General features: G+C 31.7%; 13 protein-coding genes and 7 tRNA genes. 10 read left to right on the top strand and 10 right to left on the bottom strand.

What is annotated here, in order from left to right; all coding sequences use genetic code 11:
- Nucleotides 1-18 precede the first annotated feature (18 nt).
- A complete protein-coding gene (locus N2251_RS03385; protein WP_260585301.1) occupies nt 19-450 on the bottom strand; it encodes a GNAT family N-acetyltransferase in 432 nt (143 codons plus the stop codon).
- A 121-nt stretch (nt 451-571) separates the two neighbouring features.
- On the opposite strand from N2251_RS03385, the gene N2251_RS03380 reads away from it, so the two are divergent.
- The 4 genes from N2251_RS03380 (at nt 572) to N2251_RS03365 (ending at nt 1440) form a co-directional block, all read left to right on the top strand.
- Complete coding sequence (locus tag N2251_RS03380; protein ID WP_260585300.1) at nt 572-1018, top strand: GNAT family N-acetyltransferase; 447 nt, start codon at nt 572-574, stop codon at nt 1016-1018.
- 116 nt (nt 1019-1134) lie between these two features.
- Nucleotides 1135-1207: transfer RNA gene (locus N2251_RS03375), tRNA-Gly, on the top strand.
- Between the two features lie 44 nt (nt 1208-1251).
- Nucleotides 1252-1327, top strand: a tRNA-Gly gene (locus tag N2251_RS03370).
- A gap of 40 nt (nt 1328-1367) precedes the next feature.
- Nucleotides 1368-1440 (top strand) — tRNA-Gly (locus tag N2251_RS03365).
- Nucleotides 1441-1476: 36 nt separating this feature from the next.
- Here N2251_RS03365 and N2251_RS03360 read toward each other — a convergent pair.
- Nucleotides 1477-2118, bottom strand: coding sequence for a rhomboid family intramembrane serine protease (locus tag N2251_RS03360; RefSeq protein WP_260585299.1), 642 nt, complete (start codon nt 2116-2118; stop codon nt 1477-1479).
- Nucleotides 2119-2208: 90 nt separating this feature from the next.
- Here N2251_RS03360 and N2251_RS03355 point away from each other — a divergent pair, with 90 nt between their 5' ends.
- A complete protein-coding gene (locus N2251_RS03355; protein ID WP_260585298.1) occupies nt 2209-3120 on the top strand; it encodes a lysophospholipid acyltransferase family protein in 912 nt (303 codons plus the stop codon).
- Between the two features lie 58 nt (nt 3121-3178).
- On the opposite strand, the gene N2251_RS03350 is transcribed toward N2251_RS03355, so the two are convergent.
- Nucleotides 3179-3254, bottom strand: a tRNA-His gene (locus N2251_RS03350).
- 54 nt (nt 3255-3308) lie between these two features.
- A complete protein-coding gene (gene bshB1 / locus N2251_RS03345; RefSeq protein WP_260585296.1) occupies nt 3309-4025 on the bottom strand; it encodes a bacillithiol biosynthesis deacetylase BshB1 in 717 nt (238 codons plus the stop codon).
- Nucleotides 4026-4141: 116 nt separating this feature from the next.
- Here bshB1 and N2251_RS03340 point away from each other — a divergent pair, with 116 nt between their 5' ends.
- The 3 genes from N2251_RS03340 to N2251_RS03330 are packed head-to-tail and all read left to right on the top strand — an operon-like array spanning nt 4142 to nt 5877.
- Complete coding sequence (locus N2251_RS03340) at nt 4142-4900, top strand: Rossmann-like and DUF2520 domain-containing protein (protein WP_260585295.1); 759 nt, start codon at nt 4142-4144, stop codon at nt 4898-4900.
- Nucleotides 4884-5405, top strand: a complete 522-nt coding sequence (locus tag N2251_RS03335; protein ID WP_260585294.1) for a KdsC family phosphatase — start codon at nt 4884-4886, stop codon at nt 5403-5405. Before N2251_RS03340 ends, N2251_RS03335 begins: the two co-directional genes overlap by 17 nt.
- Before the next feature lie 49 nt (nt 5406-5454).
- A complete protein-coding gene (locus tag N2251_RS03330; protein WP_260585293.1) occupies nt 5455-5877 on the top strand; it encodes a DUF2147 domain-containing protein in 423 nt (140 codons plus the stop codon).
- A 283-nt stretch (nt 5878-6160) separates the two neighbouring features.
- Here the strand turns inward: N2251_RS03330 and N2251_RS03325 are convergent.
- The 4 genes from N2251_RS03325 to N2251_RS03310 all read right to left on the bottom strand — a co-directional run bounded on the left by N2251_RS03325 (nt 6161) and on the right by N2251_RS03310 (nt 8585).
- Nucleotides 6161-6234 (bottom strand) — tRNA-Arg (locus N2251_RS03325).
- 29 nt (nt 6235-6263) lie between these two features.
- A tRNA-Pro gene (locus N2251_RS03320) sits at nt 6264-6338 on the bottom strand.
- A 15-nt stretch (nt 6339-6353) separates the two neighbouring features.
- A tRNA-Ser gene (locus N2251_RS03315) sits at nt 6354-6437 on the bottom strand.
- A gap of 99 nt (nt 6438-6536) precedes the next feature.
- Nucleotides 6537-8585: an HD family phosphohydrolase gene (locus N2251_RS03310; protein WP_260585292.1), complete on the bottom strand. Its 2049-nt coding sequence runs from the start codon at nt 8583-8585 to the stop codon at nt 6537-6539.
- Nucleotides 8586-8690: 105 nt separating this feature from the next.
- On the opposite strand from N2251_RS03310, the gene N2251_RS03305 reads away from it, so the two are divergent.
- Together N2251_RS03305 and N2251_RS03300 are read left to right on the top strand one after the other, a co-directional pair.
- Complete coding sequence (locus tag N2251_RS03305) at nt 8691-9866, top strand: acetyl-CoA C-acyltransferase (protein ID WP_260585291.1); 1176 nt, start codon at nt 8691-8693, stop codon at nt 9864-9866.
- Nucleotides 9867-9884: 18 nt separating this feature from the next.
- Nucleotides 9885-10655: a C40 family peptidase gene (locus N2251_RS03300; protein WP_260585290.1), complete on the top strand. Its 771-nt coding sequence runs from the start codon at nt 9885-9887 to the stop codon at nt 10653-10655.
- 72 nt (nt 10656-10727) lie between these two features.
- Here the strand turns inward: N2251_RS03300 and N2251_RS03295 are convergent, their stop codons facing one another.
- Both N2251_RS03295 and gyrA read right to left on the bottom strand, forming a co-directional pair.
- On the bottom strand, nt 10728-11963 hold the full coding sequence (locus tag N2251_RS03295) for a tetratricopeptide repeat protein (RefSeq protein WP_260585289.1): 1236 nt from the start codon (nt 11961-11963) through the stop codon (nt 10728-10730).
- 23 nt (nt 11964-11986) lie between these two features.
- The gene (gyrA, locus tag N2251_RS03290; RefSeq protein ID WP_260585288.1) at nt 11987-14488 is read right to left on the bottom strand and encodes a DNA gyrase subunit A; all 2502 of its coding nucleotides are present in this window, start codon (nt 14486-14488) and stop codon (nt 11987-11989) included.
- Between the last annotated feature and the right edge of the window lie 239 nt (nt 14489-14727).

Below are 14727 nucleotides of genomic sequence, written 5' to 3'. Positions count from 1 at the left end.
TTTGAGTTTTTTTTATGCTTATATTTTAGTGTACATTTTAAAATGCACCCCTACTTTCACTACATCAAAAGCTGCTCCCATCTTATTAAAAGATAACTTTTCATAAAAAGAAACTGCTTCTTTTCGAGCATTACACCATAAAATAAATACCTCTTTTTTGCTTAAAATATTTTTTGCTTCCTCAATAATCTCTTTTCCGAAACCCTTACCTCTTACTTTTTCTAACGTTGCCATTCCTCTTAATTGATATTGCGCTTCTTCAAAACCTTCCATTTTATTTTTCATAAAAGTGGCTATTCCCACCAACTCTTCTTCGTAATATGCACCTAAATGAAATGTTTCTTCAAAAAAATCCTCTTTGAATTTATATGGTAATTCAATTTCATTACGTAAGATTGCTAATCGCATAGCATAAGTTTCTTCTGCTTTTATCTTTTTAATCTTAATCATTTCTTATTTTTAAAATCTTAAATTTTTTCTGTTTTAAATAGAAAACTATTATTCTAAACTACTACGTTTATGTATAGTAATTTAGTCTTTTATTTCTTTCTAACTATTAATTTAATAAATAATGAACATCAACTTTAAACCTATTGATAAAAAAGACATACTAAGTATTCTTCCGTTATTAAGAAAAGTAAATACCACCACCCCTGATAAAGTTTTAAAAGAACGTGTTTTAGAAATGGTAACGTATAATACCTATGAATGTATTGGTGTTTTTGATGATGATTTGTTAATTGGTATTTCCGGTCTTTGGTATAGCATGCGTCATTATCTTGGCAAAAGTGTAGAACCAGATCATGTTATTATTGATGAAACATATCGTGGGCAAAATTTAGGGAAGTTATTTTTTAAATGGATTTACGAATACACCAAGGCTAAAGGATGTGAAGCGGCAGAATTAAACACTTATACAGCTAATAGAAAGTCTCAAAAATTTTATTACAATGAAGGATTTGAGATCTATGGTTTTCATTTCGTGAAAGTTATGAGAGAAGATCAAAAATTTTATTAATTTTATTAAAAATACCATTGCAAATACTAGAAAACATCTTATATTTGCAACCGCTTTACAACATAATTTATTTTATTAAAAAGCAAGTGCAAGTAATTGCAATAATCTTTACCAATGCGAAAGTAGCTCAGTTGGTAGAGCGTCAGCCTTCCAAGCTGAATGTCGCCAGTTCGAACCTGGTCTTTCGCTCTAAGTCTTTAAAAGGTAGACTTTAAAAACCTTTATTTACCAATGCGAAAGTAGCTCAGTTGGTAGAGCGTCAGCCTTCCAAGCTGAATGTCGCCAGTTCGAACCTGGTCTTTCGCTCCAAGTCTTTAAAAGGTAGACTCTAAAACCTATATTTACCAATGCGAAAGTAGCTCAGTTGGTAGAGCGTCAGCCTTCCAAGCTGAATGTCGCCAGTTCGAACCTGGTCTTTCGCTCAAAAAGCCGAAACATTTGTTTCGGCTTTTTTATTTTTACTTCTTTAATTTATCTCCAAATAAAAACAACCCCACTATAATCACTCCGATAATTCCTATCATTAAAGTATTGTTTCCTATAACACTTGGTTTTAATAGTAATGTTAATACATAACCACCTATCGCACCTCCTAAATGCGCAGAATGCCCAACATTACCTACCTGATTTTTCATTCCGTAGATTGAATACAATAAATACCCAATACCAAAAATATACCCTGGTAAAGGAATTGGAATTGGCAACATTATTAACTCCATATCTGGATACAACATTATTGATGAAAAAATAATACCCGATACGGCACCAGAAGCGCCGACAGCACTGTAATAAAATTCATTTTTATGCTGATACAATGAATACAGACTCCCCGCAACCAAACTCCCCACATAAATCAACAAGAAATAAGGAATTCCGAAATTAACAACCACTACTTTTCCGAAAAGATACAATGCATACATGTTAAAACCCAAATGCATCCAATCTACATGTAAAAAACCCGATGTTAGCATTCTTAACTTTTCTCCTCCTAGTATTTTTTGCACTTGAAACTTGTATCTATCAAAAAAAACAAGATCATTAAATCCCTTATAAGACACTAAAACGTTTGCAACTATTAATATTAAAATAATTTGACTCATTATATATATTTATAACCACAAACATAATCAAAAGTTAATAAAGCAAATGATTGATAATTTAATCCGATATTTGCGTTTTAAATTAAAATTATGAAGTTTTTTACTTTTGCAATTACCTATCCTTTTATATGGATGTTATCAAGATTACCTATGGGAATCTTATACATACTTTCTGACTTTTTCTTTTTTATACTATATCATATTATCGGTTATAGAAAAAAAACTATTATTAGTAATTTAAAAACAGCTTTTCCTAATAAAAAAAGAAAAGAGATAAATAAATTATCAAGAAAATTCTCTAGACACTTTGTTGATTTAATTTTCGAAAGCATAAAATCTTTTACCATTAGCGAAAAAGAAATATCAAAAAGATACAAATACAAAAACCCTGAACTTATAAACGAATTAACTAAACAAGGAAAAAGTATTGCTTTAGTTGGTGCCCATCAAGCTAACTGGGAATGGGCTTTTGCAATGCCAAAGTATTTAAACATTAACTGCTATGGCGCTTACACCAAAATACAAAATCCTTTTTTTGAAAAAAAAATAAAGGCTTCGAGAACTAAATTTGGTTTCGAAGGAGTTCCTACTATTGCCTTCAACAAAACAATTAGCAGCAGAGAAGCTAAAAAAATACAAACGCTATACATATTATTAAGTGATCAATCACCTAAAGTTCGTAAAACAAGGTATTGGTCTCATTTTTTAAATGAAAAAGTACCCGTACATACTGGCGCTGAAATTTTAGCAAAAAAATACGATTTAATAGTTGTTAACATGAATACGACTAAAATTAAAAGAGGATATTTTGAAACTGAATTCGAACTAATAACAGACAATCCTAAGAGCTACGACAATTTCGAAATAACGGATAAATTTATAGAAATAACAGAAAGAAATATAAACAAACAACCTGAGTGTTATTTATGGACACACAAACGCTTTAAACATAAAGACAAATACGACGAATGGTTAAAAATCAGAAAAACTTCTCAAAGATAATTGAGAAGTTTTTTTTTGCTGTAAATTAAAAAAGTCTTCTCAAATGAGAAGACTTTTTGGGTGGAAGACGGGATTCGAACCCGCGACCCTCGGTACCACAAACCGATACTCTAACCAACTGAGCTACAACCACCATGTAACTTGCGGGTGCAAATATACAACGGTTTCTGATATCTGCAAAACTTTTTTTAAATTAATTTACTTAAATTTTCAACAGCCACGTAACGTTCTGACGTAAAACCTTCTGCATAATCTACACCAATCAATCTTCCTAAATCTTTAGCCCTATATCTTATACTATCTGTAAAATTCTTGCTTGTAATAGGCGTTTCTGGAGCATTACTTTTCGGATCAAAGAACTGTGAAGCGTATGCTAAAACTGCAGCTTCCTTTTTATCCATAAATCCGGTTACATTAATTACAAAATCTGGCTCAATATTTTTCCATTGTATATAATGATATACTTGTTTGGGACGCCATTTTTCTTGTTGTTCATTCCCTAACATAGTTTCAATCTTTAATAAGCCACTTAAAAAACACGCATCAGAAACCACTTTACTTCCTTTAGGATGATCAATATGTCGATCATCAATTGCATTGCACAATACCACTTCTGGCTTATATTTACGAATCATCTTTATAATTGCTAATTGGTGCTCTTTGTCATTTATAAAAAAACCATCTGAAAAACCTAAGTTTTCACGTACTGAAACACCTAAAATATCAGCAGCTTTTGCCGCTTCTTTATCTCTTAAATCTGCAGAACCTCTTGTACCAAGTTCCCCTCTAGTTAAATCTACAATTCCAACCTTTTTACCTAATGAAATTTCTTTTGCAATAGTTGCTCCACAACCTAACTCTACATCATCGGGATGCGCTCCAAACGCCAATATATCTAATTTCATATGTATCTCTTTTAATAAGCTAATCTACAAAATCAACTTTAAACCTTTATTATTTTCCTTTTACCTTTTTTGAATTAGCTAAATTACTATAACATAAAATCAATATCTTCGTGCTTATGATTAGAATTGCGATTATTGGCGGCGGAAATGTAGCAACTCACTTAGCAAAAGCTTTTAATAAAACGAAAGCAGTTTCTTTAGTGCAAGTGTACGCCAGAAACCTGCAGCAAATTAAACATTTAAAGGAAGATGTTTCCATTACCAATAGTTTAGAGCTATTAATAGATGCCGACGTGTATATTATTGCGGTTTCAGATGATGCTATCTCTGAAGTTTCATCAGAAATTGATAAAAAAAACAGCTTGATTGTACATACTTCTGGAAGTGCCTCTTTAAATTCTTTAAAAAATAAGAGCCGGAAAGGTGTTTTTTACTTGTTACAAAGTTTTTCGAAGGATAAAACTGTTAATTTTGATGAAATTCCATTTTGTTTAGAAGCTGAAAACGAGGAAGATTTAAATATATTAGAAAAATTAGCAACATCAATCGGAAAAAAAACATATCATATAAATTCTAAACAACGTAAAACCATACATGTCGCTGCTGTTTTTGTAAATAATTTTACAAACCACTTTTACAAAATTGGTGAAGACATTTGTAAAGAACACCAGGTTCCTTTTGAAATTTTACAACCTTTAATTCAGGAAACAGCAAGAAAAATCATCTCCTTAAATCCAGAAGAAGCTCAAACTGGGCCTGCGAAGAGAAACGATCAAAAAACGATTCAGAATCATTTAGAATTACTCAACAAAGAACAACAAGAAATTTATCAAATTATTACAAAATCAATCCAAAGAAATGGAAAAAAGCTATAAAGAAATACTACCACAAATAGATACTTTAATTTTTGATGTAGATGGTGTTTTAACAAACGGAATCGTAACCGTTTTTCCTGATGGTGAATTAGTACGCCAAATGAATATTAAAGACGGATACGCTTTAAAAGCTGCCGTAAAATCTGGCTTTAGAGTATGTATTATTTCTGGCGGAAAAAACGAAGGTGTTCGTACGCGTTTGGCTAATTTAGGAATTATGGATATTTACCTAGGAGCTCATAATAAAATTAAGCAGTTTAATGAAATTGTAGAAAAGTACAATTTAAACCCCGAAAACATAGTTTATATGGGTGATGACATTCCTGATTACCCTGTAATGAAATTAGTAGGTATGCCCTGTTGCCCAAATGATGCTGTTCGTGAAATTCAGCAAATATCAAAATACATTTCTGATAAAAATGGTGGCGAAGGTTGTGCACGTGATATAATTGAACAAGTTTTACGTGTTCAAAAAAAATGGGATCACAATGTTAATGCTCAATAGGATTGATTGGAACGATTATTGAAAATATAATTTAATTAAATTTTACAAAATGAAAAAATCACTTTTTATCCTTTTATTTATTATTAGCTCTTCTATCAGCTCTCAAACTATTTTCGGAAAATGGGAAAATCGCGATGAAGAAACAAATAAGGTCGATTCTGTTATTGAAGTTTACAAAAAAAACGGAAAAGCATTTGCTAAAATTATTGAAATTACCGACAAAGACAGGCAGAAAGTTTTATGTGATAAATGTGGCGGAAAACGTAAAAATGCTCCTATTTTGGGAATGAATATTTTAACCGGACTATCAAAAAATGATAATGAATGGAGTGGCGGAAAAATATTAGATCCTAAAAATGGAAAAGAATACAAATGCTACATCAAACTTGACAGCAACAATAAATTAAAAATTCGAGGATATATTGGTTTTGCTGCTTTTGGTAGAACTACTTATTGGCATCGTAAAAATTAATATTTTCACCTAAACAACAAAAAACTCTAACTACTTACTGGTTAGAGTTTTTTTATTCCTTTTTTTTTAAAATATTACTTTTCAACTCAAAACTAGATACCCTAAAAGTGTGCCTTTTACGGATCATTCTCAAAAGATGTTTTTGAATACAAAAATCGTACTCCTATTTCAATTCACACACAACTTTTGAGAATACCCCATAGAAACACTAATAAAACAAACCTTAAAGCAACATAAATATTGAGCAACAAAAAAGCCTCACTATTTCTAGTGAAGCTTTAAGTGAGCCCTGGAGGATTCGAACCTCCGACCGCCTCCTTAGAAGGGAGGTGCTCTATCCAGCTGAGCTAAGAGCCCGTAGTTTTTATGTTCCTACGAAAACAGTGTCGGGGTGGCAGGATTCGAACCTGCGACCTCCTCGTCCCAAACGAGGCGCGATGACCGGGCTACGCTACACCCCGAGTGCAATTTAATTGCGGAGAGACAGGGACTCGAACCCTGGCGACAGTTACCCGTCGACAGATTAGCAATCTGCTCCATTACCACTCTGGCACCTCTCCTTGAAATTTAAACTACTTAATAAATAAGAGTTTTAAATTGCGAGTGCAAATATACAACCACTTAAATGCTTTCACAAGTGTTTTTGAAAAAAAATTCCGCTAATCTGGGTATTCAACTCGTAAGTGATAGATACTCATTAACTTATTCTTAATAATTTTTTTTATTTTTTCTATTTCTCTAAACGTAATATCAGAATTCATGAACTGATTGTCGTTTTTTTGCTTATCAATAATCTTATCTATTAAGTTATCTATTGATTGTGCTGTTGGATTTTTTAAACTTTTAGAAGCAGCTTCTGCAGCGTCACACATCATTAAAATAGCTGTTTCTTTAGAAAACGGAATAGGTCCTTGGTATTGAAACTTCTTTTTATCTACCTCTACCGTTGGGTTATTTTCTACTTCCTGTTTATAAAAATAATAAGTAACACTTGTTCCGTGGTGTGTTCTAATAAAATCGATGATTCTATCTGGCAACTTATTTTTCTTTGCTATTTCAATTCCTTTTATAACATGATCTAAAATTATGCGAGCACTATCTTTAGGTGATAAATCATTATGCGGGTTTACGCCTGTAGATTGATTTTCGGTAAAGTACATCGGGGTTGCCATTTTACCTATATCATGGTACAATGCTCCTGTTCTAACCAGCATCGAATTGGCTCCAATTTCATTTGCTGCCGCTTCTGCTAAATTTGCTACTTGCATTGAGTGTTGAAAAGTTCCTGGTGCTTTTTCATTTAAATCTCTTAACAATTTCGAATTTGTGTTTGACAATTCTAATAAGGTCACATCAGAAACCAAACCAAACAATTTTTCATAAAAATAAATAAAGAATACCGCTAAGAAAGATAATAATCCGTTTGCAGCAAACAACCCGAAATACAACCAATTTATTTTATCTGCATTTCCTTCTTTTAAAATTGAAAAAGCAAAATAAGTAATCATGTAAATTAAAGTTATCTGCCCTATTGAAACAAATAAACTTGCTCTTTTATAAAGTTCAGAAACTGTTAATATCGTTACAATTCCTGCAATAATATGCAAATAGATAAACTCAAAACTGTTAGGTACAATAAACCCTAATAACAATACAGTAAGTACATGTGTAAACAACCCTAGCCTTGCATCAAAAAAAGCTTTTAATACAATTGGCAAGATACTTAACGGAACAACATACAAGTATTCTGAATTATATTTAACAACCAATGTTTGCACGAAAATCATCAAAAAAACGTTAAAGAAAATAAAGGTTACTTTATTGTTATCATTAAAAATTTCGAATCGATATTTTTGTAGAAAAAGCAGTAACATTAATAAAGCTAAAGCTACTAAAATAGTATATCCAAAAATAATCCAATAGTAATTAGATTTTGCCCAAAGTTGCGAACTTGACGCAGTTTCATACGATTTTAAAACATTAAATTTTCTTCCTTCTACAATATCTCCTTTCAATATTATTAATTCACCTTTAGATACTTTTCCTTTTGCATAAGAAATATTCTTAATTGCTCCATTTAATTCTTTATCACTATACTTTGTATCAAAAATCACATTTGATTTTAAGGCTTCTGATAAGCAATTTAAAACAATCTCTTGTTGATATTCATCAATATTTGTACTATTATCTGAAATAAATTTCAACACATCTTTAGATCGAATTAATCTCGAAAAATAAATATCATCTATTGAATTTCCTTTTCGTAAAATCACCAATTCTCTTTCATTCGCTCTAGTAGCACTTTCATCATCTAAAAAACCATATTTGTATATTTTTTTTATGATTTTACTCCCTGTCTTTTTTAAAATATCTAAATCTTTAACTGATAAAGAATCTGAATGAGTTAATTTATTTTGATAAGAAAATAAAACCTCTGCTTCTACTTCTTGATCGTAAACAAAATACTTTTTGATATTTAATCTAATCTCACGAGTTTCCGCATCTATTTCTTGAGCTGTTTTTTGAATAGCAAAATCAAATGGCGCATAAAAATTATCATACTGCCAAGGCTTACCTTGGGGATAATCGTATTTAAATTGTCCTCCTTTAGGAAACAAGTATACAATTGAAACAACTGTAATTAAAAACAACAATGCTTTATAAATAATTGCATTATTTTTATATAACTTATTAATGAAATCGTTCATTTTCTATGTTTAAAAATGTAAATATAACCTTTCTCTATTATTTGAGTATTGGTTATAAAATGGTTATTTTCGCAGAACAAATCTTAACACAATATACCCAAATATATGAAAGAAGTAGTTATTGTATCAGTTGCAAGAACACCAATCGGTAGTTTTTTAGGAACTTTATCAACGATACCTGCACCAAAATTAGGTGCCGTAGCAATAAAAGGAGCTTTAGAAAAAATCAACTTAAAACCTGAGCTGGTTGAAGAAGTTTTTATGGGTAATGTAGTTTCTGCTGGACTAGGTCAAGCACCTGCACGTCAAGCAGCAATTTTTGCTGGAATTCCGAATACGGTACCTTGTACCACTGTAAACAAAGTATGTTCTTCTGGTATGAAATCTATCATGTTAGCTGCGCAAACAATTGCTTTAGGTGATGCAGAGATTGTGGTTGCTGGAGGTATGGAAAACATGAGTATGATTCCTCATTATCAACATGCAAGAACTGGGTCTAAATTTGGCCCTATTAAAATGGAAGATGGTTTACAAAAAGATGGTTTAGTTGATGCTTATGAACAAGTAGCAATGGGAGTTTGTGCTGATGAATGTGCAACTGAATATAGTTTTTCAAGAGAAGATCAAGATGCTTTTGCTATCGAATCTTACAAACGTTCTTCTAACGCATGGAGCGAAGGAAAATATGCTGATGAAATTGTACCCGTAGAAATACCTCAACGTCGTGGCGAACCAGTTATCTTTTCTGAAGATGAAGAATATAAAAATGTAAAAATGGAGAAAATTCCTGCTTTACGTGCTGCTTTTACTAAAGACGGAACAGTAACTGCTGCAAATGCATCAACAATTAACGATGGTGGAGCTGCTTTAGTTTTAATGTCTGCGGATAAAGCTGCAGAATTAAACTTAACGCCTTTAGCTAAAATAAAAGGATATGCCGATGCTGCACACGAACCTAAATGGTTTACCACTGCACCTGCTAAGGCATTACCAAAGGCATTAGCGAAAGCTGGACTTGCGATTGATGATGTAGATTACTTTGAGTTAAACGAAGCATTTTCTGTTGTTGGTTTAGCTAATATGAAAATTTTAGGTTTAACTGCTGATAAAGTAAATGTAAATGGTGGAGCTGTTTCTTTAGGACATCCATTAGGGGTTTCTGGAGCAAGAATTGTTATCGCTTTAACTTCTATCTTAAAACAAAATAACGCTAAAATTGGTGCTGCTGGTATTTGTAACGGTGGTGGTGGTGCTAGTGCAATAGTAATCGAGAGAGTTTAATTTTTAATCTATTAATCAATGTCTTTCGGAATTTGTAATTTAAGTATTGTACCTCTTCGTCTTGAACCTGCTGATCCATCAGAAATGGTAAATCAAGTAGTTTTTGGCGAACATTTTAAGGTTTTAGAAAAATCTAAAAAATGGAGTAAAATTCGTTTAGCTTTCGATAATTACGAAGGTTTTATCGATAATAAGCAATATGAAGAAATTACAGAGGATGTTTATAATTCTTTATCCGAAGAAAACAAAAACTATGCTGGTGAGTTAATTGATTTTATTACTGATAATAATCACAACTTAACTACTATTCCGATGGGAGCTAGACTTCCTTTTTACAAAGACAAGAATATCAATATAAATAAAACTTTATATTCTTACGAAGGAAAAGTATGTAATACGAAACTAGCTAAACCTGCTATTATTGATACTGCTTTTCTGTTTTTAAATGTACCTTATTTATGGGGAGGGAAATCTCCTTTTGGTATTGATTGCTCTGGCTTTACGCAAACTGTATATAAATTATGTGGTTATAATTTATTACGCGATGCTAAAGAACAAGCTACCCAAGGTGAGGTTTTAAGTTTTATTGAAGAAAGTGAGCCTGGTGATTTAGCATTTTTTGATAATGAAGATGGTAATATTACGCATGTTGGTATTATTATGAATGATTATAATATTATTCATGCACATGGTAAAGTACGCATAGACAAGCTAGATCATAGCGGTATTTATAATATAGACACCAATAAACACACTCATAAATTAAGAGTAATTAAACGTTTTATTTAGAATTCTCATAAAATAAAGTACAAAAAAAACCGAAACTTAAAAGTTTCGGTTTTTTTATTTAGTGAAATAAGCTTATCTCATTGACTTATATAAATCTCTGTACTCTGTTGCTTTCGCTTCATTTTCTAAAACTTCATATAAATTCATTAATGTTTTAACTGTATCAATACTTCTATTTAAAGAATCTGCTTTCTCTAAAAAAGGTAATGCCTCTTTATAAACTTCTTTTTGTTGTAAAGCTAACTCGTCATACTTTTTAAAGTTTGATAAATTATTATTCATTTCTTCAACAATTTTCTTGTCTTTATCTAAAACAACTACTGCTAAGTTCATGTAAGCATCACCATAATCAGGCTTTAATTCAATCGCTTTTTGATAATACTTTTTAGCATCCTCAACTCTACCTTGATTAAAATTAACTACACCTAAATTGTAATATAACGTAGCGTTTTCTGGATCTAAAGCAATTGCTTCAGTCATTAACTCTCCAAACTTATCCATTTGTTTAAGCTGAATATACATGTCAGCTTCATTTAATAGTAAATTTAAATCCTTAGGGTTTGCTTTTCTTGCTTCTGCTAACGCCTCTATTGCTTCTTCTGTCTTTCCTTGTTGTTTTAACAATAATGCGATATTCTTTACTATAGTAGCGGTCTTAGATTCTGATGCTTTATCTTCTGGCTTAAGATATTGCTTAGACTTTACCATCAAATCTCTTTGCTGTTTTGTACCTAAGTTTTCTACTTTACCTGTTAACTTACTTGTTGCTAAGTATTGCGTTTGAACACCTGTATAGTTAATCCTTCTTAACTCTTTATAATATTTAATTGCAGTATCATATTCTTCTGCTTGTGTTGCAGAAATAGCTGCATTATAAACAAAAGAGGTATCTGTAGGGCTTAATACATACGTTAAATAGAAATTTTCAGAAGCTTTTTTAAAATCTTTTTTATTATTATATAAATCAACTGCTTTTTCTGAAACTTCTTTAATCATTTGATCTAAGATAGGTTTAGCTTCTACAGAGTATTTATTTTTACCCATTGCTGACAATTCACTGAAAGCTTCAGCTGAATTTTTATAATCTTTTGTTGCAGCTAATGCTTTACCTTTTAAAAAGTAAAATTTAGATTTATATTTATCTTCTCCATTAATCATTACAGCTCCTTCAACATCATTTAAAGTTGAAATAGCAGTAGTGAAATCTTGTTTTTTTATTGCTTTCTCAGCAGCTTTTAATTCAGATTTTTGTGCCATTAAACCTAATGTCATCAATCCTAAAGAAAAGGTTAGTATTTGTTTTTTCATTTTTGTTACTTTTAAATTTATTGTTATTCTTGCTCTTCGTTTGTTATATCTTCATTTTCAATTTCCGTGCCATCTTCTTCTTCGTCTTCTTCACGCATTACTTTTGCTACAGCTGCAATACTGTCAGAATCTTTTATCTTAATTAAACGAACACCTTGTGTTGCACGTCCCATAACACGTAAATCTTCTACAGCCATACGGATTGTAAGTCCTGATTTATTAATAATCATTAAATCATTTGAATCATCTACATTTTTAATAGCAACTAATTCTCCTGTTTTTTCTGATATATTTAATGTCTTTACTCCTTTACCTCCACGGTTTGTAACACGATAATCTTCTAATTTAGATCGTTTTCCGTATCCTTTTTCAGAAACTACCAAAATATTACTATCCATATCGTTTACTGCAATCATACCGATAACTTCATCTTTATCGTGCTGTAAAGTAATACCACGAACTCCTGATGCAGTTCTTCCCATTGGGCGGGTTTTTGCTTCTTCAAAACGAATAGATTTACCAGATTTTAAGGCTAACATTACTTGGCTATCACCAGTGGTTAATTTAGCTTCTAAAAGCTCATCTCCCTCTTTAATTGTAATGGCATTTATACCATTAGTTCTTGGACGAGAATATTGTTCTAAAGGCGTTTTTTTAACTTGTCCTTTTTTAGTAGCCATAATTACATAATGATTTTTGATGTACTCTTCATCTTTTAAATCTTGTGTAACTAAAAATGCTTTTACTTTATCATCCGATTCGATATTGATTAAGTTTTGCATTGCTCTACCTTTGGTGTTCTTTCCTCCTTCTGGAATTTCATAAACACGCATCCAAAACACTTTACCTTTTTGCGTGAAGAACATCATATATTGATGGTTTGTACCTACAAATAAATGTTCCAAGAAATCTTCATTCCTAGTCGTTGCTCCTTTTTGTCCACGCCCTCCTCTATTCTGAACTTTATATTCGTCTAGATTGGTACGTTTTACATAACCTGCATGAGAAATAGTTACTACAACTTTAGAGTTTGGTATCATATCTTCAATACGCATATCTCCACCAGCATAGTGAATTTCAGAACGACGCTCATCACCATATTTATCACGAACAAGAGTCAACTCATCTGTAATTATTTGATAACGTCTTGGCTCGTTTGCTAAAATATCTTTTAAGTCGGTAATCGTTAACATAATCTCGTCGAACTCAGCACGTAATTTGTCTTGTTCTAAACCTGTTAACTGACGCAAACGCATTTCTACAATTGCTTTCGCCTGAATTTCTGTCAATTCAAAACGCTCGATTAATTTCTCACGAGCTTCATCACCGTTTTTTGATGCACGAATAATCTTAATTACTTCATCAATATTATCAGAAGCAATAATTAATCCTTCTAAAATATGAGCTCTTGCTTGTGCTTTCTTTAATTCAAACTCAGTTCTACGAACAACAACTTCATGTCTATGCTCAACAAAATAATGAATTAATTGTTTTAAGTTTAATTGCTCTGGACGACCATTAACTAGCGCAATATTATTTACACTAAATGATGTTTGTAATTGCGTGTACTTAAATAATTTATTTAATACGATATTAGGGATTGCATCACGCTTTAAAACATAAACAATACGCATTCCGTTTCTATCAGATTCGTCACGTATATTAGCTATTCCTTCTAACTTTTTATCATTTACTAACTCAGCAGTTTTTTTAATCATTTCTGCTTTGTTCACCTGATAAGGAATTTCAGTAACAATAATACATTCTCTTCCTTTTACCTCCTCAAAACTAGTTTTGGCACGCATCACTATACGTCCACGCCCTGTATGAAAAGCATCTTTTACACCTTCGTAACCATAAATGGTTCCTCCTGTAGGAAAATCTGGTGCTTTAATATGTTGCATTAACTCATCAATCTCAATATCTCTATTTTCGATATAAGCAATCGTACCATTTACAACTTCTGTTAAGTTGTGTGGTGCCATATTTGTTGCCATACCTACTGCAATACCAGACGCCCCGTTTACTAACAAGTTAGGAATACGTGTTGGTAAAACTGTTGGCTCTTGTAAAGTATCATCAAAGTTTAAACGATGATCAACAGTATCTTTTTCAATATCAGCTAACATATCTTCTGATATCTTCTGCATTCTCACCTCGGTATAACGCATTGCTGCAGGAGAATCTCCATCAACAGAACCAAAGTTACCTTGCCCATCAACCATCATATAACGCACACTCCAGTTTTGTGCCATACGTACCATAGAATCATATACAGAGGTGTCACCATGCGGGTGATACTTACCTAGTACTTCCCCTACAATTCTTGCCGACTTTTTATATGACCCTGTTGCTTTAATTCCAAGCTCATGCATACCAAACAAAACTCTTCTGTGAACTGGTTTTAAACCATCTCTTACATCTGGTAATGCTCTTGATACGATAACCGACATTGAATAATCGATATACGCCGCTTTCATTTGCTCTTCAATGTTGATAGGAATCAACTTTTCGCCATCTGCCATATATATTTTTTTAAAATATTAATTCTCATTTTCGTTAAAAAAGTGAATTTTACACTTGATAAAACTCACTTCTAAAATACACTAAAATTAGCTGTATTTTTTAAAACATTGCAAGATACTATAATGGCTTCTTTTACACAAAAAATATTTTTATTGTTTTAATGATACTTATCAACAATTTTAAGCGTTTTTCAAACATTATTCATGTGCATTTACTTTGTCAGAATGGCTGTTAAAAA

The organism is Tenacibaculum haliotis, assembly GCF_025215075.1.
GTDB lineage: Bacteria > Bacteroidota > Bacteroidia > Flavobacteriales > Flavobacteriaceae > Polaribacter > Polaribacter haliotis_B.
This window is presented reverse-complemented; position numbering and strand designations above follow the sequence as displayed.